The organism is Crocosphaera sp. UHCC 0190, from assembly GCF_034932065.1.
Taxonomy (GTDB): domain Bacteria; phylum Cyanobacteriota; class Cyanobacteriia; order Cyanobacteriales; family Microcystaceae; genus UHCC-0190.
The window spans coordinates 23,747-49,569 of sequence record NZ_JAYGHP010000012.1; the positions used below are offsets into that span (position 1 = coordinate 23,747).

Genomic DNA, 25,823 nt, shown 5'->3' on the forward strand with positions numbered 1-25,823 from the left:
TCTAAGGAGAATAATTTTGCCTAACTATATTGATGTTTCCGTGCCTGTTTCCCCTGAATTACCCAGTTGGCCAGGTAGTCCCCCTGTTAAGTTTAGCCGTGATTTAGATTTAGAAAAAGGGGATATTGCCAATGACACCAGTATTCAGTTTAGTGTCCATACAGGAACCCATATTGATGCTCCTTTACATTTTGTTAAAGGGGGAAATAGTGTCGATCAAGTATCTTTAGAGATATTAATTGGTAAAGTTTATGTGGCTGATTTATCTACCGTTGATGTGATTACAACGGAAACCCTTGAAGGGTTAGACTTACCCACGGGAATTGAGCGGTTATTATTGAAGACCAAAAACTCCCAATTATGGGAGAATAAAGTGAGAGAGTTTAACCGTGATTTTGTGGCAATTACCGCCGATGCAGCCCAATGGTTAGTGAATCAAGGCATTAAATTAGTTGGCATTGATTATCTGTCCATTCAACGCTTTTATGATGGGCCAGAAACTCACCAAATTTTATTACAATCATCTGTGGTTATTATCGAAGGACTAAACTTAACTAATGTGTCTGCGGGAGTCTATGAATTAATCTGTTTACCCATTAAATTAGCCGGAGTAGAAGGTGCGCCAGCTAGAGTAATTTTACAAAAAATTTGAATCACTATGGAGTCTTTATTTTTTATTACACATACTTAAGGCTTCTTCATAGGAAATCTTCGGAAAAATGTCTAATTTCCCGTCAACTGTGGCATCATAAATAATGCGGCCAGAACGTTCATAATTAAATTTAGCGATTCGATAGGACAATTCCGAGCCTTCTAAATCAGGTAATTGCCATTCCTTATTAGCAAAATAATTAGGACTAAAATGATTCATATCATCCCCTTTTAATGTTTGCTTTTCATTGGGTTTTCCAACAGCTTTAAAATTATGATCTACCCCAATTAAAAAAACTTGCTTAAAGCCCATATAAAAAGCAATTTGCATTGCGACATAAGTCACTGTATAGCCTTCGTTAATTTTCTGGGCAATATTAGATGAAAAATGACAAGTTGATGAGGTGAGAACAAAATAAAGATTGTCGGGAATGTTTAAGGAATTTTCTTGCTTTTTGCGATATTCACAAAAGGATTTAAAAGAGAGAAATGAAGGACAAGAAAGGGCAGTAAAATTGTTAACACTTTGTTCAATCACTAAAGGATTAACAGACACATGATAACTTAAGTTTAAATTGACTTTTTCAAAGATTAAATAAATCTTATTAAGTCCAAAAGTATGAACCTCTTTTAAAGGATTAAGATCCATTTGATTGAGGGATGGGCCATTACCAATAATAAAACAACTTTCTCCTCGATGACAATTTTTAAATTGTTGTAACCGTTTAGAGTGTTTTAGGTACCATTCATAATACTCTGCTCTTTCAATTCCATAATCGTAAACATCATGGCTATAATTAAGGGCTAATCTTACTCTCTCTTTGAGGGGTTCAAGGCTTTTGCTTAATATGGTATTCATGGGTTAATCTTTGCTTGGTTGGTTAATAATAATAAACTTTATTCTGTACTTAATCTAATGGTTGCTCCTCCATCTACAACTAAAGTTTGACCTGTCATAAATGAAGACATTTCATGACTAATTAAAAAGAAGATTCCTTGAGCAATTTCTGAGGGTTTCCCTACTCTACCAATCACCGTTTTAGCCGCTAATTGATTCATTAACTCATCCACATTATTGCCTGAAAGATGACCCCTTTCTAACCCAGATTTTAACATGGGAGTATCCACAGCCCCTGGTAAAATTGCATTGACGCGGATCTGATCTTTCGCCCATTCAATGGCTAAAGCACGGGTAAACGCCACTAACCCCCCCTTACTCGCAGCATAGGCCGCAATATTGGCCGAGGTGGCGATCGCATGAACAGAACTCACATTGACCAAACTCCCCTGACTGGCTTTTAATAAGGGATAGGCCGCTTTAGCGAATAAAAATGCTGACCGCAAATTCACCGTCATCACCTGATCCCATTCTGTCACATCCATCTCAACCAGAGGTTTACAAATTTGCACGGCTGCATTATTGATTAACCCGTCTACTCTATCAAGTTTCTGCACCACTGACGCAATTTGAGTCTCATCAGAGACATCCGTTATTATATAATCATCAATATCGGTCAATTGGACATTTTTTTGACGATCTACCCCAATTACTAACCATCCTTGATGGGTAAAATATTGGGCCGTTGCTTGGCCAATACCTCCCGCGACTCCGGTAATTAAAACAACAGGTTTCATGAGTTTTCCTCAGCAGCGCGTTTTAAATCTCGCACTAAATTATCAATGGCAATTTGATTAACTCGTAGCACAGCTTCTCTGGTATTAGAACCGTTATGACTGCCCATAATTACCTGTTCATAGTTTACCAAAGGATTCTCGGTGGTCATGGGTTCCGACTCAAAAACATCGAGGGCGGCTTTAGCTATTTTACCACTATCTAAGGCAGAGATGAGAGCTTTTTCATCTACAATGGGGCCGCGAGCAACATTCACTAACCATGTGCCATCTTTCATCAGGTTAAATGCTTTTTCATTCAACAAATGATGGTTTTCTGGGGTTAAATTGCAGGCTAAAACAATACAGTCTGCTTCTTGAAATAATTCGTCTAAATCAACTTGTTTTAAGTTAATTTCTTGACATAATTTTTCATCAATTGGGCGCACATCATAACCTAATAAATTCATACCCATGACATGAAACCGACGAGCGATCGCCGCTCCAATACTACCCACCCCAATAATACCCGCAACCTTACCCCGTAAAGAAGTGCCTTGAATTTTTAGCCAGTTTCCTTGACGGACTGCTGCATCAATTTTATGTAATTGTCGTGCCAGTAATAGGGTATAACTAAGAGCGACATCGGCTACTTCATCCCCAAAAACATTGGGGGTATTTGAAGTATAAATTCCTAAATTTTTAGCGGCTTTTAAATCAATAGCATCGACTCCAATACCCCATTTAGCTAAGACTTTTAATTTGCCTTTTTTACCGATTTCTAACACTTTCGCACTAAAGGGATCATCACCAGCAATCACACCATCAAAATCAGCAATAATTTGACAAAGTTCCTCTTCACTAAGTTGTTGAACAATGTTGGGAGTGACAACTTCAAGATTTTCCAGTTTAAAGCGTTCTTGACAGCTATCAATCGAGGCCAACATGGGGGGACAAGTAATCAGAATTTTCCAAGTCATCTGAGTTATAATTGTTTAATTGGATTATTTTTTATTGTTAATCATTAGTGGCTTTTTGTCTAGTCTGATAGAGTAATTCCGCAATCCGAAAATCTACCTCTTCATCTATGTCCCAAGCTTCATCTCGTTCAATTTCAATCATGAGAGGTTTATAACCAATCCGATTTTTTCTCTCTTCTAAGATAGTTTTAGTAAAGATATAGAGATTAGAATTCTCTTCATAAACTGGGGGTAGATCTTGGGTTCTTAGTAAAACATTTGGATCATGATTCATCGCTTTACCCTCTGCATCATATAAGCGGGTTTGTAAACGAGTTACCCCAAATAAACTATCATAGTCAGGACTTTTAAAAAATAAATCAATTGCTTTAGAAATCGTTGTCGATTTTAATAAAGGGTTAGTGCTGTGGGTTTGTAAATAATAATCTGCGGGAACTTGCGCCACAGAATTCAGTAAAACATCATTCATGGGAGTCATTCCAGATCTTAAATGTTCGGGACGTAAAATAACTTTTACTGCAGGAAAATTTTGCTGAGCATCTTCAATTATATTTGGACTATCCGTATCAATACAAACTTGAGTAATCTGAGGACAGTTGAGTAAACTTTCAACCACATAATGATAAAGGGGTTTTCCCGCAAAAAGACGGTAATTTTTGCCAATGACTCGCTCACTAGAGTGACGCATGGGAACAAAAGCGACAATCGTTGGTTGTGGTGAATTAGCAGCCATAATGAAAATTTAATGCTTATAATTAATTCCTTTAGCATACACCCTAGAGGTCTGCTTTGAACCAGATTAACTTTGAAAAGTCTCAAGGGTTTAGGGCTTTTTACCTAATTTCTCATGTTTTGTCTAACCAAACTTTAGAAGTGGTATGATTATAGTTAATAGCCAATATTGGTTCCTGATAATCGAGAAAATCTTAATTTTTATTAAGAAAAATTAATTTACTTCACTAAAATTTTGCTTGATTTACAATCTGGGAAAATTAGTCAAATCGAAGGATAAGATAGAGGAATAAAATTATGCCTAAACCCACCCAAGCCCATATTACTCGTTCTCTGAAGCGCAAACAATCAACCCTATTAAGAGAAAAAACAAAAAATCAAATAGAATATTACATGGGAGCTAAACTGATTGAAGTGGGAATAAATCCCAAATCAGCTATTTATCGATGGTCCTTGGAAATGGAAGGGGAGCAAGAAATTTGGACTTATAGTGCTTATTGGGGCCAGTCAAAAGAGCAAATGTTGTCGGGACAATTTCCCCTCACAGGTACTGATTTAATTAATTGTGCCAGAGCGAATGCTGAACAAGGTATTGAAACCACGGCCAAGCTCTGTGGTTACGGTGAGGATATTGAACAGTTAAAAATAGCTTTAAAACAAGCAGGAGAACAAATGGGAATCACCCTCAACTCTCTGGGAGATTTATTAGAAGGACCTAAAAACCCCATGGGAAGACCGAGTATTGAAGTCGCACCTAATACCAATTCCTCTTTGTAATTGATTCGGAAAATAATGTTAGATACCCTTGATCTTAAATTAACCCTTGATAAAGAAACTTATCAGTCTCAAATAGAAGCATTGATGCGACAGTTGCGATCGCTACAAAAAGACTGTTGGGATAATAAGCTTCCTGTCGTCATTGTTTTAGAAGGTTGGGCCGCTGCGGGGAAGGGTAAGTTATTAGAGAAAACCATTGGTTATATGGACCCCCGTGGGTTTGCGGTTCATCCCATTTTAGCCGCAACAGAACATGAGACAAAATATCCTTTTCTCTGGCGATTTTGGCATAAATTACCCCCAAAAGGTAGCATCGGTATTTTTTATCATAGTTGGTACACCCATGTTTTAGAAGATCGTTTATTTGAAAGGGTGACAGATGGGGGTGTTTCCCTGTTAATGCGCGATATTAATGCCTTTGAACGTCAGTTAGTAGATGACGGCGTTGCGATCGCTAAATTTTGGATTCATTTGAGTCGTAAAGAGATGAAAAAGCGACTGAAAAAATATGAGTCTGATGAATTAGAATCATGGCGAGTCCGTAAGGAAGATTGGCAACAGGCCAAACGGTATAATGAATATGCGGCTTTGGCTGAGGAAATGTTAACCTATACCAGTACGGGTCATGCTCCTTGGACGTTGGTAGAAGGGGACTGTCAATACTGGGCGAGAGTTAAAGTATTATCCCAGATAGTTGCTACCATTACCCAAGCGTTAGACCGTCTAAAACTCCCGAAAACCGATATTCCGGCCCTACCCCCACAAACGGAATTACAACCCACAGAACCGGATTTTTTAGAGAAGGTAGACTTGAGTTTGCATCTCCCTAAAGAAGATTACAAACAACGGTTAGGGGAAGCGCAAATCAAACTGCGACAGTTGCAATTAAAGATTTTTAAAGAAAAGGTTCCCGTTTTAGTCTTATTTGAAGGTTGGGACGCAGCCGGTAAGGGAGGGGCAATTAAACGTCTTACTGATACTTTAGACCCCAGAAGTTATAAAGTCAATGCTTTTGCTGCTCCAACTTTTGAGGAGCAACAATATCATTATTTATGGCGATTTTGGCGACATATTCCGGGAGGGGGAACCATTGGCATTTTTGATCGTAGTTGGTATGGACGGGTATTAGTTGAAAGAATTGAAGGGTTTGCGTCTGAGTTAGACTGGAGACAATCTTATAAGGAAATTAATGAGTTTGAGATCCAATTAACTAGCGCAGGATATGTATTAGTTAAATTTTGGTTACATATTAGTTATGAAGAACAATTAAGACGGTTTGAAGAGAGAAAAGATAGCCATTTTAAAGGTTATAAATTAACGGATGAAGATTGGCGAAATCGGGAAAAATGGCCTCTATATTATGTGGCAGTCAATCAAATGGTTGCTCGTACCAGTACCCCTTCTGCACCTTGGTCTATTGTACCCGGAAATGATAAATATTATGCCCGTGTTCATGTTTTAGAAACGGTCATTAATGCCATTGAAGCTGAGTTAAAACGACGCAATTAATTAGTCGTAGGGGCATAATATATTATGCCCCTACTTGTTTCGAATGCTATCTTAACTTTAATTGCCCGTAAATTTACTGAGATCGAACTCAAGTTGTGTAGTCTTGCTCACCCGACTTCTTTGAAAAACAGACTCTCTTTAAGGATTTTTAACCATTAATTGTTCTAAATGACCTTGACTTTTCCGAAAATGTAAGCATAGTATAAACTATGTAATTTTACTGATGAACTTCATCAGTAATCTAAACAGTCGTTAACAATCATACATGAGGAGTCTATGAACCTTACACTCAAAACCCTGACAGCAGTAGCTTCTGGCTCCATTGCCGCCTCAACCATGGGCGGTATAGCTGAAGCTGCTCAACTGAACGCTAACATGGGCTTTACTGGATTTGGTACTGGTACCACCTTTGTGGGGCCCAACTTGGCAGCAGCTACCTCTATCGACTTTCCCGCACTAAATGTTGTTAACCTTAACACTCCCACCTACCAAGCACCTGGTAGTTCAGTGCTACCTAACGACTTTTATGATGCTTCTAGTGGTGGTACTGCTGGAGCTTTCCAGGTTAATCTCGCTTCTATAGTGGTTATCAATAACGATCCCTTAAACCTATCTGCTGCTTTACCTTTCTCAGTTGACTTTACCGCAGGGGGAAATCCTGCAACCTTCACAGCTAGCAGCTTCTTTCGTAGCTCTGCTAATAGCAACTCCCTTGATTTGTTCTTCTTAGGCACAATCACTGGTACAGGCTTTGATGATTCTAATGCTAGTCTTAGCTTTGCCTTCACCACTGTTGGCGGTATTGTAAACTACTCTGCAACTCTAGCTTCCCCTCCTGATATTGTTCCTACTCCTGAACCTACCACCATTGTTGGTTTATTAGCTGTGGGTGCTGCTAGTTTAGCGAGTCGTCGTCGTAAGTCCTAGTTTTAGTTGCCTATAATTCTTTTGTTTATAATTAACATTAAGATAATCCTAGAGTAGACAGTATGCACTCTAGGGTTTTTGCTTAAAAAAATGCTAAGTTTTTCATCTTAATGATCCACAATGGCGGTTTGTGTAATTAATTTTGTGTGCTTACTTAAGAAAAAAATAGTTTAAAATTTAAACAAATAGGGTTAAAAATTATGGAAGAATTACTAGAACTCAAAGAGAAATTGTTAAAGGGAGATCTGCAAGGATCATTGCTTATTGTTGAAGAATTGGAAGAAATGAGCAAAGACGACAAAATTAGTAATATTATTAGTTATGCTGTTGTTTTGTTAATTCATTTAATAAAACAAACAGTTGAAAAGCGAACGACTCATTCTTGGGATGTTTCTATTCGTAATGCGGTGCGACAAATTAAACGAAAGAATAAACGCCGCAAAGCAGGAGGATATTATTTATCTTCAGAAGAGTTAAAATTAGCCTTAATTGAAGCTTATCCAGAAGCCATTGATGGGGCATCCTTAGAAGTAGAAAAAGGACGTTATCAACCTCAACAATTAGAAAAAATGATTGATCAAGAAACATTAATTAATCAAGGTATGTCTTTAATTTTATCTGATTAAACCCCTAGAGTTCAAATGAGGTTAACCTACCTACAAATGTTTTAATTATCCATTTTCAAATAATCAAAAACTTCTTCAACCGTTAAATTAACAGGAATATTATCTAATACAGGTAAAACCTGATCTCCCTTGAATAATTGGGGTTGTTGTTCAGGCAAAAAAATCAAAATACTATGATCATCAGGATCAATAAACCAACCTAATTTACAGCCTTTTTGTAAACAGTGAAGAATATTGCCAATTACTTTGTTTGGACGTTGTTCAGGAGATAAGATTTCAATCGTCCAGTCAGGAGATAGATTAAAATTATCAGGAACTTCTCCCTGTTGATTAAAAGGAATATTTGACCAATAAAATACCGCAAGATCAGGAACAATGGAACGTCCCGCAAAACTACATCTTAATTCAGGGAAAGCATAAGCTATTTTTCCATCTTCTGTAACTTGATTAATCACCGAGCAAAGCTTACCTTGTAGTCTACTATGTCTCCCTTTTGGCATCGGTTTATGAATAATTTCCCCATTAATATATTCCCTGGCCGGTTTTGTTTCAGGCAGTTGCAAAAATTCTTCTAAAGTAATTTGAGGAGAAGCAATAACCATAATCGTAAATTAGTTAACCTAGCTTAATTTTCATTTTAATCCTGAAAAAGCTACCATAAAGGCTATGTAAACAATTATCTCCACAAATACTTTACCTCCATGAGCAAAGGAACCCTCTTCGATAAAGTCTGGAATGCCCATACCGTCAAAATCTTACCATCAGGACAAACCCAGCTTTTTATTGGACTACATTTGATCCATGAAGTCACCAGTCCCCAAGCATTTGCCATGTTGCGAGAAAGAGGACTCAAAGTATTATATCCCGATCGCACTGTTGCTACAGTTGATCATATTGTCCCCACAGAAAACCAGGCCCGTCCTTTTGCTGATACCCTAGCAGAAGAGATGATGCAGTCCTTAGAAAATAGTGCCAAAGAATACGGCATTCGCTTCTATAACATTGGGTCAGGAAATCAAGGCATTGTCCATGTGATCGCCCCGGAACAAGGACTAACCCAACCAGGAATGACCATTGCTTGTGGAGACTCCCATACTTCGACTCATGGGGCCTTTGGAGCGATCGCCTTTGGTATTGGAACCTCTCAAGTTAGAGATGTTTTAGCCTCCCAAACCCTAGCACTAGGGAAACTAAAAGTCCGTAAAATTGAGGTAAATGGGGCGTTACCCCCTGGAGTTTATGCCAAAGATGTCGTCCTTCATATCATCCGTAAATTAGGGGTTAAAGGGGGCGTAGGATACGCTTACGAATACGCCGGAACCACCTTTGCAGCGATGTCTATGGAAGAACGGATGACAGTTTGTAATATGTCCATTGAAGGGGGGGCCAGATGTGGCTATATTAACCCCGATGATGTTACCTTTGAATACTTGAAAGGACGGGACTTTGCCCCCCAAGGAGAAGACTGGGAGCAAGCGGTTACTTGGTGGCGTAGTATGGCTTCTGATGCGGATGCAGAATATGATGATATTGTCCGTTTTGATGCGTCTGAAATCGAACCGACCATCACCTGGGGTATCACTCCCGGCCAGGGTATTGGAGTGAGTGAAAGTATTCCGACTCCTGACAGTTTACCCGAAGGCGATCGCGCGATCGCCCAAGAAGCTTATGAATATATGCAGTTATCTCCAGGAACCCCCATAAAAGGAACCAAGGTGGATGTCTGCTTTATTGGCAGTTGTACCAATGGACGTATTAGCGACTTACGGGAAGCGGCCAAAGTTGTGCAAGGCCATCATGTGGCCCCAGGAGTCAAAGCTTTTGTGGTTCCTGGTTCAGAACGAGTCAAAGTTCAAGCAGAAGCAGAAGGGTTAGATAAAATTTTTGAGGCCGCGGGGTTTGAATGGCGTGAGGCCGGATGTTCTATGTGTTTGGCCATGAACCCGGATAAGTTACAGGGCGATCAAATCAGTGCCTCTTCTTCTAATCGTAACTTTAAAGGTCGTCAAGGGTCATCTACCGGACGGACTTTGTTAATGAGTCCGGCCATGGTAGTTGCTGCGGCAGTTAATGGCAAAGTCTCTGATATTCGTGAGTTAAACTAACCTTAGGGTGGGCATTGCCCACCTTATATGGCTTATATTCTGACTTCTGCCTCAGTTATCACAAGGTACGACAATTTGTCGATCGCCTCTCTATCTTCTGTGGCGATCGCACGAAATAACCTTTTGAGAAGCTCTCCTTTCATTTTGCCTCTCAGTATCCGAATCTACAGTACAAGGACCTAATTAATACAAATGTATGGTATTGACTTGAGCATAGCATATTAGGGGTAAGTTCAACAACGACAAATAAAAAACCCGCCGTAGCGGGTCATTAAAACGTAAACTAACTCAAAACTTAACGGACAGTTCCAATTAACTGATCAACCCGAATCGGTTTCATGAAATACAGTTTTATAAATTGCACCCCATTGGAAACAAATGCAGGTAATTTCTGCAAGAATTTTAAGGGAGCAGGACTGTTAGAAGCGTCAACTTCCCGTAATTTTTCGTTATTTTTGATGCAGACTTCTAAGGTTTCGTAAAAGGCAGGATTTTCCACATCTAACATCACAGGAAAAACACGACCCGCCGTTTCATTGGTCTTCTCAATGACATATTTATCATAATCACGGGCATCTAAGCCAATAGAGGCATAAAAATCAGACCGTTGAATATCATTAAGATACATCGTCGCAAAGACGGACAACAGGAAGAAACGACACCAGAGACGGGCTTTCCAATCATTTAAAATAGCAGGACTAGCCTTCATGATGGCATCAAAAAAGTCTCCATGACGGTTTTCATCCTGACACCAGTTTTCAAAGAAGTTGAAAATAGGATAGAGTGTGTTTTCAGGATGTTGTTCTAAATGACGGTAAATGGTGATATAACGCCAGTAACCAATCTTTTCTGATAAATAGGTCGCGTAGAAGATAAACTTAGGCTGGAAGAAGGTATATTTGCGACTCTTGGTTAAAAAGCCTAGGTCTAAAGAGAGGTTAAAATCCGATAAAGCTTTGTTGAGGAAACCAGCATGACGAGCCTCATCACGGGACATCAGGTTAAAACACTCAGCTAAGACAGGACTTCTGTCTTTTAAGCGTCTTCCCATTTCTTTGTAAAGCAGAAACCCAGAAAACTCGGCAGTACAAGACCTTTCTAAAAATTCCACAAACAAGCGACGGGTATCCCCATCAATATGATCCCATGACTGGGCAAATTCCTCAGAACGGACAAAATGATGACGGTTATAGTCAGTGCGAAATTCTTCGAGAATGGCAAGTAATTCCTCTTCGTTGACTGAAATATCCATTTTTGCCATCGCTTCAAAGTCGGTGGTGTAGAAGCGAGGGGTGAGGATGGTTTCTTTGGCAGGAACTTTAATACCTGGACGTAGTTCCTCAAATTCAGGTTTTTGAAGGGTATTGACCATAGCTTGTTTTAAAGAGATTTTTTTTGAATCAATCGATGACTCGTGCAACTCACTGGGTAACAAACTGTTACCGTTTTCAGCAGGGATCTACGAGGCTTGAATCACAGTCTACCAGGCTCTATGTCATTAGTGATCCCCCTTTTTATTAAGAGTTACAACATATTGTCAATTTATGTTAAAAAAGTTGTCAATTAATAAGTTAATAATGTATGTGTTAGCTGATTCATTGGAAAAATGACGGGAATTTTAGGCCCATTTGGGTCAAGATCTTGATATCCTAAAGATCAGTTCGATGGAATTAACCGCGTCCTGCGGAAGTTTTATGTCTACCATCTGCGATCGCTTTGAGATAAAATTTTGGGGAGTTCGAGGCAGTATCCCCTGTCCAGGGACAGAAACCGTTCGTTATGGGGGCAATACCTCCTGTGTGGAAATGCGGGTTGGCCGAGAAAGGTTAATTTTTGATGGGGGAACGGGACTACGGCTTTTAGGGAAGTCTATGTTGTCGGAAATGCCTATTACTGGTCATTTATTTTTTACCCATTCTCATTGGGATCATATTCAAGGTTTCCCCTTTTTTGCCCCTGCTTTTATCCCTGGTAATAAGTTTCATATTTATGGTTTACCAGCACCAAATGGGGCAACGATTAAACAGCGTCTACATGATCAAATGTTACACCCTAATTTTCCCGTTCCTTTGCAAATTATGCAAGCGAATTTAGAATTTTATGATATCGAAGCCAGGGAAAATATTAAAATTGGCAATGTGACGGTAGAAACGGGAAAATTAAATCATCCTGGGGAAGCTTTAGGCTATCGTGTAAGTTGTCAAAATTTAACGGCAGTTTATATGACAGATACGGAACATTTTCCCGATCATTTGGATGAAAATGTGATCTATTTAGCCAGAAATGCTGATGTCTTGATTATTGATACAACTTACACAGATGAAGAATATTATGATCCGAAATTTAGTAAAGTAGGATGGGGTCATTCTACTTGGCAAGAAGCGGTTAAAGTGGCTAAAGCTGCTCAGGTCAAAAAATTAGTTTTATTTCATCATGATCCTGCCCATAATGATGATTTTTTAGATGATATAAAAAAACAAGTTAAAGGAGTGTTTACCAAGGCGATTTTAGCGAAAGAAGGGGCTGTAATTGATTTAAAAAGCTAAAAATTAGATAGACTATCAGAAACTGTTCCCGAATTAAAATGAAATCAGATCCTAATCGAATCTTAAAATTAATTCCCCTTTTTGCTGGCAGTTTAGGCGGCATTTTATTACTCATTAACCGCTTCACAACCTTACAATTAACTGAGTCTCAAGCCAGATCTGACGTATTAGGAGTAATCTTAAGTGGGGTGTTAATATTAGTAGGATTAATTTGGCAACAAATCCAACCGCGATCGCCTGATGCTGTTACCCTAATGGGAGAGGAAGGGATAGAATTTGACCCCAACCTATCTGATGTTATCAAAACCGAACTCGCTTGGGCCTCCCATCTGGTATTAACTAATACCGTTACTCAAGCTTTTGTCCTGTATTATGAGGATAAAGTGTTACTTCGTCGGGGCATTTTAGGGAAAAACCCTCAAGTCACTCCTGGCAAAATTTTGCAACGGGTTTTGGAAACCCAAAAGCCTGTTTATCTGGTTAATTTAACTCTTTATCCAGGCAAAATAGAGTTTGATTACTTACCCGAAAATACTCAAGGGGTTATCTGTCAACCATTGGGAAAAAATGGGGTAATGATTTTAGGGGCCAATGTTCCCCGCAGTTATACCAAACAAGATGAAAACTGGATCGAAGGAATTGCTGATAAACTGGCCTTAACCTTAGAAACTTTCAGTTAGATTGTAACAATAACTCCCATTACGGGAACGTTAAACTCAGAGCTGTCTCTTGATGCTTATCCCAAAAAAACCATGAGTCAAACCCCGAATTCCCCGACTTTTATTGCCACTGATTCAGGCAAAGCAATCACTTCCTCTCATCATCAAGGCAGTCATTGGCAACCCCAGGAAACCTCAGAATCCTCATTTTATTATTTTGCCTATGGTTCCTGTATGTGTCCTGTAGACCTAAAGCGGACATTTGGGGAGAATACCCATGATTATGTCATAGGAACGGGAATTTTACCAGGGTATCGCTTGGGGTTTTATCGTCGTTCCCTACGGCGTAACTGTGGGGCGTTAGATGTGGTTCCTGATGTTAATGCTAAGGTAGAAGGGGTATTGTATCAGCTTCCTTGGCGGTTTAGCACAGGCTTGGACGAACGGGAAGAAGTCCCCCATAATGGTTATCGTCGTGAGATGGTCACAATTTATAGTCAGGGTAAAGTTTATCAAGATGTGAGGACTTATGTGGTCATTGATAAATTACCTCAAGAGTTAGCTCCCAATGATTGGTATTTTAATGTCGTGTTAAGGGGAGCTATTACCTGCGGACTTTCTGAAGAATATTGTTGGAATTTATTTAATCATATGTATCAATTACAATTACAACAAAATCAGATGATTTCTTTGGATAAGTCTGCTTAAGTTTAAGGTAAATAATGGCAGCAAATTCAGGACAAAAAGTCGTATTAATTACTGGGGCATCCAGTGGCATTGGAGAAGCGATCACCCGTCGTTTAGCCAAGGAAAAATATCGCCTCGTGATTTGCGCCCGTCGTCAAGAAAAGTTAGATAAATTAAGTACAGAACTACAAGAAATAGGCGGTGAAGTATTAGCAAAGCGGGTCGATTTACGTCAAGAAGCTGATATTATTAACTTGTTTGAAGCCATCCGTCAGCAATGGGGTGGGGTTGATATTTTAATTAATAACGCAGGTTTGGGTCATCGAGAAACTTTAATGACAGGCAAGACAGAAGCGTGGCGAGAGATGCTAGATATAAATGTTTTAGCCTTATGTATTTGTACTCGTGAAGCGATTAAAGATATGAGTGATCGCAATAGTAATGGTCATATTATTCATATTAATTCAATGTCGGGTCATCGAGTACCTTTATTCAGTGGGGTTTATGCAGCGAGTAAATATGCGGTCACGGCCTTAACTGAAGGGTTGAGACAAGAGTTAAGAGAAGCGAATAAAAACATAAGGATTTCTTCAATTAGTCCTGGGGGCTCTCCCGTACTTGTGGTGATAAGTAAAGCTTATAATTCGTAGGGTGGGTTAGACGCGGCTATGATTTTGATGAAAAACTAATAAGTTTTAATCCGCGTCGTAACCCACCATCTTAAGTATTGTAGCTGATTATACATTTTATACCAAGATGTCGGGAGAGCCGTTTTTTAGGAGCGAACGGCTGTTCGCCCCTACTTATATTTAAGAAACTTGTTAAAATGTTAACAAAGATTAATAATAGACTCAGGTTAGTTCGTTTAACTCTAAGTCATTAGTCTTGTAAAGTCTTACTAAGCAAGGAATCCAGCCGATTAACGACTTTTCCTTTTCTGAGAGACTATATACAGAGCTTAATTAAGTTTTGTAAAATGAGTTACATTTTTTTACATCTTGTCATCATGAATACCCAATTACGTTCAAATCTTTTGACCCTTTTGTTGAAACCCAATGTCAACCCTAATTTTGCCTCTCAAACTGCCTGGGCGATTTTGCGGGCAGTGGTAGGCTTAATTATGATCCATAATGGATTAGATAAACTGGGAAACATTGAAAGTTTTGCTGAAGCTTATGTGTCCTATATTGGACTACCCTTTCCCATTTTCTTTAGTTACGTTGCCGCCTATACTGAGTTAATTGGTGCGCCTTTGGTTGCCCTCGGTTTATTCACCCGTCCGGCTGCTTTTGGGTTATTATCAACCATGATGGTGGCCATGTATCATCATATTTTAGTAGCGGGTTTTAGCATTCCTTACTTAGAACTTTCTGCCATTTATGCCGCTTGTTTTCTGTTCTTTTGCGTTAATGGGGCTGGCTTATTTTCAACCGATGCCTTAATTTTAAATTGGTTGGATAGTAATGCCTTAACTCAGAAAGCAAAACAAATTATGTTGTTAGAAAAATCCTATCAACAGACAACAGTGAAGGAAGACAAAGCAAAACAACTTAAGTAAGTATTAAGGAAGTCGGTAGAGATATCTAATTAAATATCTCTACCATCTAGTCGGGTGGACATTTCCCACCAAAATGCGACAAATAGGCACTTATTACATATTGAACCTTAACCTTAAATAACCTTAAGGATGTCTAAAGATTTAATCAAGAAAAATAAAGACTTTACGTTTTACTGCTAAGGGTGCAACACTTGAGAAAGTTAACAGTAAAATGAGAAATAGTAGACTCATCACAAACGATCTCCACCTGTGACTCCATCCTATTCTTCCCATACCCTGCCCCGACAGCAACAAGCTTGGCATACTTATTCTCCCCAAAAAACCCTAGAATTGTTAGAAACCACTCTTCAAACAGGGTTAAATGCGGAAACAGTTAGCCAACGTCAACAACATTATGGCCCCAACGAAATAGAAGAAACAGCAGGCCGTAGTAATTGGGAAATTCTCCTCGATCAGTTTACTAACATCATGTTAATTATGCTGATCGTGGTAGCAATTATTTCCGGTATTTTAGATGTAGTGGAATTGCAGAAAAATGGCATAACTGAAGGGGTAATACCCTTTAAAGATACTATTGCTATTTTTTTAATTGTGATTTTAAATGGACTTTTAGGCTATTTACAAGAAACTCGCGCCGAAAAAGCTTTAGCCGCTTTAAAACGTTTATCCTCTCCCAAAGTTCAAGTCATTCGAGACGGAAAACGCCTCGAAGTCGATGCTCCTCAATTAGTTCCTGGGGATATTATTTTAGTAGAAGCAGGGGATCAACTTTGTGCGGATGGCCAAATTTTAGAAGCCTCTAACCTGCAAATTCGAGAGTCGGCCTTAACGGGAGAGGCCCAGTCCGTCAATAAATATCCCTTGACAGAAGCATTAGAAGAAGATACCCCCATTGGCGATCGCCGTAACATGGTGTTTACAGGAACAGAAGTGATCCAAGGTAGGGGTAGAGTGGTCGTTACCAACACAGGAATGACCACAGAACTGGGCAAAATAGCCGAAATGTTACAGTCCGTAGAAAGTGAACCCACCCCTCTACAGCGACGCATGAGTCACTTAGGGAATGTTTTAGTTAGTGGTTCCCTGATTTTTGTGGCCTTAGTAGTGGTTGGAGGGGTAATTAAGGGAGGATGGGGACTTTTACAAGATTTAGTCGAAATTTCCCTGAGTATGGCCGTAGCGGTAGTTCCTGAAGGTTTACCTGCGGTGATCACTGTTACCTTAGCGTTGGGAACCCAACGCATGGTAAAACGCCACGCTTTGATCCGCAAACTGCCCGCAGTAGAAACTTTGGGGTCAGTAAATGTGATCTGTTCTGATAAAACCGGAACCCTCACCCAAAATAAAATGGTGGTGCAAGAGGTAGAAACCCTTGAGGGGAATTGTCGCGTCACAGGGACAGGATATGAACCCCTAGGGGACTTTATTAAGGGGGATAATCAGACTGTTAAAATTAACAATTATGGCGAGTTACAAGCCTTATTATTCACGGGTGTGCTATGTAATGATGCCCATTTGTCCCAAAAAGAAGGGGACTGGGCCATTATGGGTGATCCAACGGAAGGGGCCTTATTAGCATTATCAGGAAAAGCAGGGTTACAACAATCAACTTTAGAAAATCAATATGAAAGGGTAGCAGAGTTTCCCTTTTCCTCAGAACGAAAGCGCATGAGTACCATTTGTGAGTGGTCAGAAACAGGTAATCACTGGCCAAGTTGGCAACTACGTCAAAATCATGCTTATGCGATGTTTACCAAGGGTTCCCCTGAATTAATTTTAGAAAGATGTCAGTCCTATCAATTAGGAGAACAAATATATCCCCTCACCGAAGAACAGAGAAAGCAGGTATTGGACGGGAATAATGCCATGGCCAAACGGGCCTTACGGGTGTTAGGGTTCGCCTATAAACCCCTAGAACACATTCCCGACACAGATGCAGAAACCAGCGAACAGGGGTTAATTTGGTTAGGATTAGTGGGCATGATGGATGCACCCAGGCCAGAAGTCCGCGCGGCCGTGGCGAAATGTCGGGCCGCGGGTATTCGTCCCATTGTGATCACGGGAGATCATCAGTTAACGGCCCAGGCGATCGCACAACAGTTAGGTATTGTCGAAGAAGGGGATCATTTTCTCACAGGACGGGAGTTAGAACGAATGTCCCAACCGGAGTTAGAACAAGAAGTTGAAAGGGTTAGTGTTTATGCTCGTGTCTCTCCTGAACATAAATTACGCATTGTCAGGGCCTTACAAAAACAGGGCAAATTCGTCGCTATGACGGGAGATGGGGTCAATGATGCTCCGGCCCTGAAACAAGCGGATATTGGCATTGCGATGGGTATTACTGGGACGGATGTGAGTAAGGAGGCCAGTGATATGGTATTGCTGGATGATAATTTTGCCACCATTGTCGCTGCAACGGAGGAGGGACGGGTGGTTTATAGCAATATTCGTCACTTTATTAAGTATATTTTGGGCAGTAATGTGGGGGAAGTTATTACGATTGCAGCGGCCCCAATTATGGGACTTTCTGGAATTCCTTTAATTCCCTTACAAATTCTGTGGATGAATTTAGTAACGGATGGTTTACCTGCTTTAGCGTTAGCGGTTGAACCTGCTGATCCTCATATTATGGAACGTCCCCCTTTTAATCCTGATGAAAGCATTTTTGCACGAGGTTTAGGGTCTTATATTGTGCGTATTGGCATCATTTTTGCCATTATTACAATTACTTTAATGGCCTGGGCCTTTAATGATTCTCAAAAGCCTGGCCATGACCCTGAAAGTTGGAAAACGATGGTTTTTACGACTTTATGTATTGCTCAAATGGGCCATGCGATCGCGGCTCGTTCAACAACCCGTTTAGCCATTGAGATGAACCCTTTTTCTAATATTTATCTTTGGGGAGCAGTCATTGTTACGACCATTCTACAATTGATGTTAGTTTATGTTGCACCCTTACGGGATTTCTTTAATACAACGGTGTTGACAAGAGAACAATTAGTTATCTGTTTATTATTTAGTAGTTTGATGTTTGTTTGGGTAGAATTTGAAAAAATTCTCTTACGTCTCTATCGTAAATTTGTTCAAAAATAAGTCGGGAAAATAATCAGTAAATTAATGCAGTTACCAACATTTCAGGAAATTTGGCAAGATAGTTTACAATGGCAACCAACTCAAACACAATTAGACCAATGGGAGCAGTTATATCAAGAAATAATCTTAATTAATCGTCAAATTAATTTAACTCGTATTACGGAACCTCAAGACTTTTGGGAAAAACACCTTTGGGACTCTTTAGCTGGAGTTATCGGGCTAGATTTTTTGCGATATAAAGATTCATTAAAAGTGATTGACATTGGTACAGGAGGTGGTTTTCCTGGTCTTCCTATTGCCATTAGTTTTCCTCATTGGCAGTTTACATTACTTGATTCTACTCGCAAAAAAATCAATGTAATTAACTTATTTTTAGAAGCCTTAAAATTAAAAAATTGTACCACATTTATCGGCCGAGCAGAAGATGTTGGACATTTACCAGAGCATAGAGAAATGTATGATTTAGCCTTAATTCGTGCAGTGGGGGAACCCTCTGTTTGTGCTGAATATGTATTACCCTTTCTCAAACTAGGAGGAATAGGAGTATTATATCGGGGAAATTGGCAAACGGAAGAAGAATTAAACTTAAAAGCAGCCTTGAAACAATTAGGGGGAAAATTTATCTTAGTTAAACAGTTTAACACTCCTTTAACTCAAAGTATACGTCACTTTATTTATGTTAAAAAAGTAGCAGAAACCCCTTATCAATTTCCTCGTCCCGTTGGTATTCCAAAACAACAACCTTTAGGCTAAAGAAGCGATCAATCTTATTTTTATAGATCCCACTACCAAACTTTTGGTTGAAACTCAGCACTGTTAAGAATAGCGACATTTTCTCCCGCTTGTGCCAACACAAATAAACCTTGACGATAAGCATATTTATCTGCACCTTCTTCTATTTCTATCCCTGCCACCGCCCCATATACTTGCTTGTCGTTATACTCAGGGAAGAATTGTCGAAATTCTCTTAAATCATCGATCAATTCTTTAACATCATCCACACCTAAACTACTTTTAACTTCCACTACTAAAACATGGTTTTCATTGGTTACTAAGACATCAATTTCTAAACTTTTACCATCCAGACGTTTTTTGACTCGTTGACTAACTTGATGAACGGGAATACCTCTATTTAAAAATAAGGTTTCACAAGCAGGAGCCACCATATTTTCCACAAAACGACCCCATTTACCACCTAAAGCCCCTATTTGTTTACTAACTTTTTTAACTTCCTTGCTAGTCTCTTGAATTTGGCGATCAGTTTCTTGAATTTGGCGATCAGTTTCTTGAAAGCGTCTTTCTGTTTTTTGAAAGCGTCGCTCTGTTTCTTTTTGGGCTGTTGCTAATTCAGCTAATAATTGCCATACATCATCTGCGGTGGTTGACATAATTTTTCTTGTTGCAAGCTTTTTAGTTCATTCATTATATCTGGTTTATGTTTCAGACCGCGCGGTTTAAGTTTCTAGTTCAACACCTAACAGTTGATCTATATTAAACCCGCGTAGGCGGGTTTTGTCTGTATAGCTTAACCCTTAAGGGTTGAAGCGGGGTCAACGGCCGTTGACCCCTAGGAAAACCTATTTTTAAAATGAGTCCCGAAAATTCATAAGTTTTGCTAAACTTGCCATGAGATTTTCCTCAAAAAAATAATGATAAACCTCTTAAATATAAAGGATATGTCTAATTATGTCTAACTGACAACAAGGGGGGAAAATGTTATTTCTTATAGTTTTGGACGCAAGCATTGCGCCCCTACGAAAACGTATTTTAAAGCTTAAACGGCCACGGGACTATTAGAATGTATGAATTGCTTTTTAATAAAAGGAGAAGTCATCGCTGCGAGAAGGCTACCGTAATCCATGTTAAAATTCACTTCATCTCCTACTTGTAAATTTTGGTTTTTGCTGTCGAGAATAAGATGATCGCTACTAGAGCCTAATATTTCTAGTTTATTATGAGATTGCAAACCAGATACTAGAATATCCTGCCTTCCCAAAGCAATAATCGCTCTTTGGCGAATTCCTCGATCTGCGAAACTAGGAATATTTCCAAAAGCATCTTGACAGATATCTCCAAATGGTAGAGATGGCTTGATCTTGGACTCAATAACTTCGGCAATGAGTTGGAAAGCATGGGTATGTAAACCGGGAATGGCTTTTCTATTAACAGTTTCGCAACCCAAAAAAATTGATTCACCCAAACGAAGATTATTAATCTTACCCACATCTTGAGTCGATTTATACCAGTCATAATTTGCCGAATTTCCACCAGAAATTATGTCTAAACTAATCTGAAACTCTTTTTCAATCATCTCAACCAATTCAGATAGTTTATTCATATTGGCATTATCTGGTTTGACTCCACCATAACAAGCTAAATTGCAGCCAATACCAACAATTTTTATATGGGATAAAGAAAGGGTTTCCCTCATAAATTGAGAAAGATCTCCAGGAAGTATTCCTTCACGCAAATCACCCAATTCCACCATCAAAATTACCTGATGATATTTATTATATGCCCTTGCATAATAGGAAAGTTCCTTAAGAGTTTCTATCTCAGTATTGAGGCTAATATCTACAGTTTTAACAATAGATTCAGCCCGACTTAAAGGAGTACGTAGCAGAACAAACTTAGTTAATATCCCCGCATTTTTCATTTTTTGAATGTTTTCAATACGAGAATCTGCAATAAATTTCACTCCCCCTTGAATCATTGCCTTAACAATAGAAGGCTCTCCTAATACTGCTTTAGAAACTCCCATTAAAGAAATCCCTTTTTGCCCATAAAGTTTTGATAATATTCGAGCATTATCCTGTATTTGGGATAGGGCAATTTCTATCCTTGGCATGAACGATTTCATTGATTTTTTCTAGACAATTATGTCTACCTCTTGGCCAAGACAGGAAGTTTTTCTACATTTTCCTGCTTGATTTTTTGACTAAGTTTCGGAAAATGATGGGCTAAAGTTTGAACAAGTTTTTGACATCCATGACTCAACACATCGGTTGTTGGTAACTTAAACTGCTTTTCATAATCTTCTATGATGGTCAAAATTTCTTCGTTTGCGAGGTTTTCATGGCTTAAGGTAATCGCCATTACACTAGATTGAGAAATCGCTTCAATCAGTTGAATTTCACTCTCAACAGTAGGCATGATTAAATGCGGAAAATCACACCGAAATTCTCTCCCAGGTGGGTGCTGAAGAATAATTCCATCAGGCATACTTCCTTTTAAGATACCCAGAGAACTCATAAAAGCGGGATGACTAACAGCACTTTGTCCCTCAACTAAAATGATGTCAGGACTTTCTTTCTCAAACGCTTGAATAACAGAGTTTTCGATTTCACCAATCACAAACTGGGAAATAAGCGCATCGATAGAAACACCATATCTTGCTCCTTGCATCAAGCTAGTTTGACCTGTTGCTACTAGAATTGACTTTATGCCAAGATTATTTAAAGCCTTATTAAGTTCTATCGCGGTGGTCATTTTTCCGCAAGCACAATCGGTACCAAGTATGGCGATGACAGGAATATTTACCTTAGATATTTGACCCGTAAAGACGTGCAAATCTTCTAATTTGGGCGGTTTTCTAATGTCTTTAATTTCGATATTATGCTTGTCAGCCATATTGACAAACTCTTGATCTTCGGAGAAAAACTCATGAAGACCATTAATGATATCCATGCCTTTTTCCATAGCTTCTAAGATGAGAAACCTCTCTTCTGGGGATAGACAAGCTTCTAAGGGAGCCTTTCCATAAATATAACAGTTTGGCATCTCTGAAAGTTTAGCCAAAGCCTCATCTAAATTGGCAAAAATAGGAATACCATTCTTTTTTCCTCCTAATTCTTTCCCTGCATCTTTGCCAGCTAAGGAACTATCGATCACCCCAACAATTGTATAAATTTCAGAGTGACGAATCAAGCCTGCGGCAGTTTTTCCGTCTACTAAACCAAATTGATTTTCACAGTAAACTAAAGCTGTTTTTTTGAAAATTGTCATTCAGTGAATTTCCTATAATTTATTCTCAAAGATTAAATTTGTATTTATTTGCTGTAATTGTAACTTACCTTACACTGAAATAAAACTGAATGTTCTCAAAACTTAACTGTGCAAAATCTTAAACTAAGGATTCAATATTTTGTAAAATTTTTCAGACTCCATGAGACTATCAAATAGGATTTTCAATGGCTATAAAAATGGGTTTATTTAATAAAAAACAACGCAATGGATTATTTTGACTTGTTTTGGGTTACATTATAATGAGAGCTTTTCAAGCATAAATTATGAGTTCTTGGCGCGATCGCATTAACAAATTCACCGGAAAAACTCGTTTTGTGGTCTGTCGTATTTTCCTACACCTTGCAGGAGATGAGATTGCTCCCGTCTTAGGAGTCTTAAACCATGCAGCGCGAGAAGCTATCGATGCAGAAGGAGATTTGCAGGTACTCGGAGAGGGTTTAGTTGAAATTTGTCAAAATCTTCTACAAATGAGCCTTTACTGGCAATCTGCCGCCAATGAGGGGGATGTTTTTTGGGAGGAGGGAGAAGCAGGAGACTATGTTACTGAACTGTTTACCGACTCGGCCCAACGTTACCTCAGTGCAGTTATTACTGAAGATGAGGAGGACAACACCCCTTTATCTTTCCCTGTTACCCGTAATTTAGTGGTGATGATCACCGTTGCTGTAACCGGAGAAGTACCAGAATTAGAAACAAACTTGGCCGATAGAAACGCCTTAGAAGACGGTTTAAAAGCCTTAATTAACCTGCATTATCAAAACCGTTTACAAGGGATTCAAGTTCATTATTCCCCGGCGCAATTTGGGGATGAACTAACCAACGATCAATTATTACTCAATTTTTCAGAACTGATTCCTTTATAACTCATTAAGCCTATGATTCGCAAATTGATTGCTATTTTCTTATCCCTAGCACTCTGCTGGACTACCGTGGCCTGTAGTTCTCCCACCTCAACCCAGTCTCAATCTTCTAATAATACTAGCGCGAGTGTTACTCCCCCAAATCAAGTCAAAGAGGGCCGTTACCCTGTTCAACAAGCGGAATATGATGATACAGAGGGAACTTATACCCTAATGTTGCTCAATACTCCCCCAGGAAAACCCCCCACTTACCGCACCCAGAATTTACAAATGGCCAGACTGACTGAGGAACAGGTAAAAAATGGGGAAAGCACCTATTTAGAGGTGACGGGAGAGCAAGCAGTCATGCACCTGACAGAAGACTTCAAAATAGAATATGTTCATAATGTCACAGAAACCCAAACTAACCCCCAAACCGGACAACCTCAAACCGTTGTCGTGCGTCGGGAGTCTAATTTTTGGGCCCCCTTTGCGGGTGCATTAGCGGGTCAAGCATTGGGGAGTTTATTATTTACCCCACAATACTATTTTCCTCCCATGTATCAACCAGGGGGAATAATGAGAGGTTATGGAGGTTATGGGAATACCTATACCCAAGCGAGTCAAAGCTATCAAAGTAAATATAACGCGCCTCCCCCAGCCGTGAAAAATAAGCAAACCTTACGGACAACGGGAAATCTTAACCGCTCTTCTTCAAGTTCCGCAACCTCTCGTCAAAAATCATCTCCCAACGCCCCTAAGTCTAGTGGTTCTGGGTTTGGTAGTAGTAATTTGAAAAATTCAGGAACCTCTCGCTCTAATGTTCAAAGAAATTCAGGGTTTGGTAGTAGTAAGGGTTCCAGTTCTCGTTCTCGCAGTTCTCGAAGACGTTAAACAAAAATCATCAAAATAACCGAATGGCGCAATCATGCGCCATTTTTTTGAGGATATCTAACCGTACAAATTCGCAACATAGTCTCCGTAGCCATTGTAAGGTAGGGTTTCCTTAATGTCCCAAGAGAGGCCTGGCCCTTGACTAATAAACTTTTCAGTCGCTTGTGACCAACGGGGGTGAGGTTTATCCGGGTTAACATTGGCCTCAAAATCATACTCATTCGGATCAATGGTATTCCAATAAGTTGCTGGTTTTTCCGCCATAAATTCAATTTTAACCAGGGATTTGGCCCCTTTAAACCCATATTTCCAAGGAATTACCATCCGTAACGGTGCGCCATGTTGTTTCGGTAAATCATGGCCATAGATTCCTAGAGCAAAAAAAGCTAACTCATTAGCCATTTCTTCAATGCGTAACCCTTCTTGATAGGGCCAAGGTAAAGTTCCCAGATGAAAACCAGGGCCAGTGGTAATTTCTGGATCATAAAAAGACGTAAATCTGACAAATTTGGCTTGACTGGTAGGTTCAACCGCTTGCATTAGGGCCTTCATGGGGAACCCAACCCAAGGTAATACCATTGACCAAGCTTCGACACAACGAAAGCGATAAATTCTTTCTTCTAGGGGAAATTTCCGTTTAAGATCGTCTAAATCATAGGTTTGAGGATTTTTGACTAATCCCATCACTTCAACTTTCCAATTCTCTATGGGTAATTTTTGAGCTTTCAGCCAAATATTTTTCGTGCCACCAAACTCATAAAAATTGTTATATTGTCCAGCTAAAATCTCTTTAGTGATGGGACGATCAACTTGATTAAAAACGGGAGAGGGTTGAATCTTTGAAAGTTTGGGAAGTTGGAGACTATTTTCTAAAGCTGTTTGAGAGGAGGATTTTTGACAACCACTTAAGGGAATTAAACTGGCTGCAATTCCTGTCCCAATTAAACTTTTTAGAAAGCGACGACGGTTATAATAAACCGTCTCAGGAGTGCTTTGGTTTTCACTAATTTTCCAAGACGGAGGAACACGAATTAAAGTCATTGCCCAAAAATCGACTTAAGCCAGATAAAATCATTGATACGCTTTGGATCTTAACAAATTCCTGGCAGAAAATCCCTATGGCCTAGGGATTAGTTTCTATAACCGTATTGGTTGCAGGAGGAGGGGACAAAATGGGTTGACTAGATAGACTCATGAGGTTATTGAAAGAATAAATCCAAAATAAGAGAGATAAAGGAACGCCGAAAACAATGGTTAGAAAGGTAGTCATCCCTTGAGAGGTTATCTCTTTAGGAAAGTTAATCTTAATGAGAGAAAGCGAGATTTTGTAAGTTTTCGGTGGGCTGACTTGGTGACTATCTATAATGTTTTTCATCGATTTATATGATTAAATTATACAAGAAAAATAAATATGGTTTCTGGTTAAGTTAAAACGCATTTAAAATGGTTTTTAGTCAGTTAAAAAACGAAGATGGACTGGAATACATCTTTTTTATTGGGTTTTATCAATAGTCATTTTAAAAACACAACAGTTTATTAATTGCGATAAATAGACAATTATTAAAATAAATCACAAAGGTAAAAACCTGGTAAATTGATAATG

The 25,823-nt window shown here is 39.2% G+C and carries 26 protein-coding genes; 15 read left to right on the forward strand and 11 right to left on the reverse strand.

Translation table 11 applies throughout. The features are described 5' to 3' along the window. The first annotated feature begins 16 nt into the window (after nt 1-16). Nucleotides 17-652, forward strand: coding sequence for a cyclase family protein (locus VB715_RS16190; protein ID WP_323302253.1), 636 nt, complete (start codon nt 17-19; stop codon nt 650-652). A gap of 15 nt (nt 653-667) precedes the next feature. On the opposite strand, the gene VB715_RS16195 is transcribed toward VB715_RS16190, so the two are convergent. Genes VB715_RS16195 through VB715_RS16210 form a run of 4 tightly spaced genes read right to left on the reverse strand, consistent with a single transcriptional unit; the run spans nt 668 to nt 3,975 of the window. Beyond that, on the reverse strand, nt 668-1,510 hold the full coding sequence (locus tag VB715_RS16195; RefSeq protein WP_323302254.1) for a 6-hydroxymethylpterin diphosphokinase MptE-like protein: 843 nt from the start codon (nt 1,508-1,510) through the stop codon (nt 668-670). A gap of 38 nt (nt 1,511-1,548) precedes the next feature. Continuing rightward, the gene (locus tag VB715_RS16200) at nt 1,549-2,286 is read right to left on the reverse strand and encodes an SDR family oxidoreductase (protein WP_323302255.1); all 738 of its coding nucleotides are present in this window, start codon (nt 2,284-2,286) and stop codon (nt 1,549-1,551) included. Continuing rightward, a complete protein-coding gene (locus VB715_RS16205; RefSeq protein ID WP_323302256.1) occupies nt 2,283-3,242 on the reverse strand; it encodes a phosphoglycerate dehydrogenase in 960 nt (319 codons plus the stop codon). The genes VB715_RS16200 and VB715_RS16205 overlap by 4 nt, the downstream gene beginning before the upstream one ends. Nucleotides 3,243-3,279: 37 nt before the next feature. Continuing rightward, nucleotides 3,280-3,975 (reverse strand): cytidylyltransferase domain-containing protein, encoded by a 696-nt coding sequence (locus VB715_RS16210; protein ID WP_323302257.1) that lies wholly within the window; start codon nt 3,973-3,975, stop codon nt 3,280-3,282. A gap of 296 nt (nt 3,976-4,271) precedes the next feature. Here VB715_RS16210 and VB715_RS16215 point away from each other — a divergent pair, with 296 nt between their 5' ends. From VB715_RS16215 to VB715_RS16230, 4 genes are all read left to right on the forward strand, one after another. Continuing rightward, nucleotides 4,272-4,751, forward strand: coding sequence for a hypothetical protein (locus tag VB715_RS16215; RefSeq protein ID WP_323302258.1), 480 nt, complete (start codon nt 4,272-4,274; stop codon nt 4,749-4,751). A gap of 15 nt (nt 4,752-4,766) precedes the next feature. Then, the gene (gene pap / locus VB715_RS16220) at nt 4,767-6,260 is read left to right on the forward strand and encodes a polyphosphate:AMP phosphotransferase (RefSeq protein WP_323302259.1); all 1,494 of its coding nucleotides are present in this window, start codon (nt 4,767-4,769) and stop codon (nt 6,258-6,260) included. A 276-nt stretch (nt 6,261-6,536) separates the two neighbouring features. Beyond that, nucleotides 6,537-7,187 (forward strand): PEP-CTERM sorting domain-containing protein, encoded by a 651-nt coding sequence (locus tag VB715_RS16225; protein WP_323302260.1) that lies wholly within the window; start codon nt 6,537-6,539, stop codon nt 7,185-7,187. A 200-nt stretch (nt 7,188-7,387) separates the two neighbouring features. Then, entirely contained in the window at nt 7,388-7,813 is a 426-nt protein-coding gene (locus VB715_RS16230; RefSeq protein ID WP_323302261.1) for a DUF29 family protein, read from the forward strand. A 41-nt stretch (nt 7,814-7,854) separates the two neighbouring features. Here the strand turns inward: VB715_RS16230 and VB715_RS16235 are convergent, their stop codons facing one another. Then, a complete protein-coding gene (locus VB715_RS16235; RefSeq protein WP_323302262.1) occupies nt 7,855-8,415 on the reverse strand; it encodes a Uma2 family endonuclease in 561 nt (186 codons plus the stop codon). 99 nt (nt 8,416-8,514) lie between these two features. Between VB715_RS16235 and leuC the strand changes: the two genes are divergently transcribed. Beyond that, nucleotides 8,515-9,918 (forward strand): 3-isopropylmalate dehydratase large subunit, encoded by a 1,404-nt coding sequence (leuC, locus tag VB715_RS16240; RefSeq protein ID WP_323302263.1) that lies wholly within the window; start codon nt 8,515-8,517, stop codon nt 9,916-9,918. A 295-nt stretch (nt 9,919-10,213) separates the two neighbouring features. On the opposite strand, the gene acsF is transcribed toward leuC, so the two are convergent. Further along, entirely contained in the window at nt 10,214-11,290 is a 1,077-nt protein-coding gene (gene acsF, locus VB715_RS16245) for a magnesium-protoporphyrin IX monomethyl ester (oxidative) cyclase (RefSeq protein ID WP_323302264.1), read from the reverse strand. A gap of 322 nt (nt 11,291-11,612) precedes the next feature. Between acsF and VB715_RS16250 the strand changes: the two genes are divergently transcribed. The 7 genes from VB715_RS16250 (at nt 11,613) to rsmG (ending at nt 19,214) form a co-directional block, all read left to right on the forward strand. Next, nucleotides 11,613-12,464 (forward strand): MBL fold metallo-hydrolase, encoded by an 852-nt coding sequence (locus VB715_RS16250; protein ID WP_323302346.1) that lies wholly within the window; start codon nt 11,613-11,615, stop codon nt 12,462-12,464. Between the two features lie 38 nt (nt 12,465-12,502). Further along, nucleotides 12,503-13,144, forward strand: a complete 642-nt coding sequence (locus VB715_RS16255) for a cofactor assembly of complex C subunit B (RefSeq protein ID WP_323302265.1) — start codon at nt 12,503-12,505, stop codon at nt 13,142-13,144. A 72-nt stretch (nt 13,145-13,216) separates the two neighbouring features. Then, nucleotides 13,217-13,831, forward strand: a complete 615-nt coding sequence (locus tag VB715_RS16260) for a gamma-glutamylcyclotransferase (RefSeq protein WP_323302266.1) — start codon at nt 13,217-13,219, stop codon at nt 13,829-13,831. A 14-nt stretch (nt 13,832-13,845) separates the two neighbouring features. Beyond that, nucleotides 13,846-14,460: an SDR family NAD(P)-dependent oxidoreductase gene (locus VB715_RS16265; RefSeq protein ID WP_323302267.1), complete on the forward strand. Its 615-nt coding sequence runs from the start codon at nt 13,846-13,848 to the stop codon at nt 14,458-14,460. 356 nt (nt 14,461-14,816) lie between these two features. Then, nucleotides 14,817-15,368 carry a DoxX family protein gene (locus VB715_RS16270; RefSeq protein WP_323302268.1) on the forward strand — a complete coding sequence of 184 codons (552 nt, stop codon included), beginning with the start codon at nt 14,817-14,819 and terminating at the stop codon, nt 15,366-15,368. Between the two features lie 249 nt (nt 15,369-15,617). Further along, nucleotides 15,618-18,461, forward strand: a complete 2,844-nt coding sequence (locus tag VB715_RS16275; RefSeq protein WP_323302269.1) for a cation-translocating P-type ATPase — start codon at nt 15,618-15,620, stop codon at nt 18,459-18,461. A gap of 24 nt (nt 18,462-18,485) precedes the next feature. Next, nucleotides 18,486-19,214, forward strand: coding sequence for a 16S rRNA (guanine(527)-N(7))-methyltransferase RsmG (rsmG, locus tag VB715_RS16280; RefSeq protein ID WP_323302270.1), 729 nt, complete (start codon nt 18,486-18,488; stop codon nt 19,212-19,214). Between the two features lie 32 nt (nt 19,215-19,246). Here the strand turns inward: rsmG and VB715_RS16285 are convergent, their stop codons facing one another. From VB715_RS16285 to VB715_RS16295, 3 genes are all read right to left on the reverse strand, one after another. Next, the gene (locus VB715_RS16285; protein WP_323302271.1) at nt 19,247-19,849 is read right to left on the reverse strand and encodes a DUF3782 domain-containing protein; all 603 of its coding nucleotides are present in this window, start codon (nt 19,847-19,849) and stop codon (nt 19,247-19,249) included. A 386-nt stretch (nt 19,850-20,235) separates the two neighbouring features. After that, nucleotides 20,236-21,321: an alanine/ornithine racemase family PLP-dependent enzyme gene (locus tag VB715_RS16290; protein ID WP_323302272.1), complete on the reverse strand. Its 1,086-nt coding sequence runs from the start codon at nt 21,319-21,321 to the stop codon at nt 20,236-20,238. Between the two features lie 23 nt (nt 21,322-21,344). Beyond that, entirely contained in the window at nt 21,345-22,466 is a 1,122-nt protein-coding gene (locus VB715_RS16295; RefSeq protein ID WP_323302273.1) for a DUF1611 domain-containing protein, read from the reverse strand. Nucleotides 22,467-22,750: 284 nt separating this feature from the next. Between VB715_RS16295 and VB715_RS16300 the strand changes: the two genes are divergently transcribed. Together VB715_RS16300 and VB715_RS16305 are read left to right on the forward strand one after the other, a co-directional pair. Next, entirely contained in the window at nt 22,751-23,350 is a 600-nt protein-coding gene (locus VB715_RS16300; protein ID WP_323302274.1) for a DUF1517 domain-containing protein, read from the forward strand. 12 nt (nt 23,351-23,362) lie between these two features. Further along, entirely contained in the window at nt 23,363-24,220 is an 858-nt protein-coding gene (locus VB715_RS16305) for a hypothetical protein (RefSeq protein WP_323302275.1), read from the forward strand. Nucleotides 24,221-24,277: 57 nt separating this feature from the next. Here VB715_RS16305 and msrP read toward each other — a convergent pair whose 3' ends face one another. Continuing rightward, the gene (gene msrP, locus VB715_RS16310; RefSeq protein WP_323302276.1) at nt 24,278-25,261 is read right to left on the reverse strand and encodes a protein-methionine-sulfoxide reductase catalytic subunit MsrP; all 984 of its coding nucleotides are present in this window, start codon (nt 25,259-25,261) and stop codon (nt 24,278-24,280) included. Between the two features lie 82 nt (nt 25,262-25,343). After that, complete coding sequence (locus tag VB715_RS16315; RefSeq protein WP_323302277.1) at nt 25,344-25,595, reverse strand: hypothetical protein; 252 nt, start codon at nt 25,593-25,595, stop codon at nt 25,344-25,346. Nucleotides 25,596-25,823: the final 228 nt, after the last annotated feature.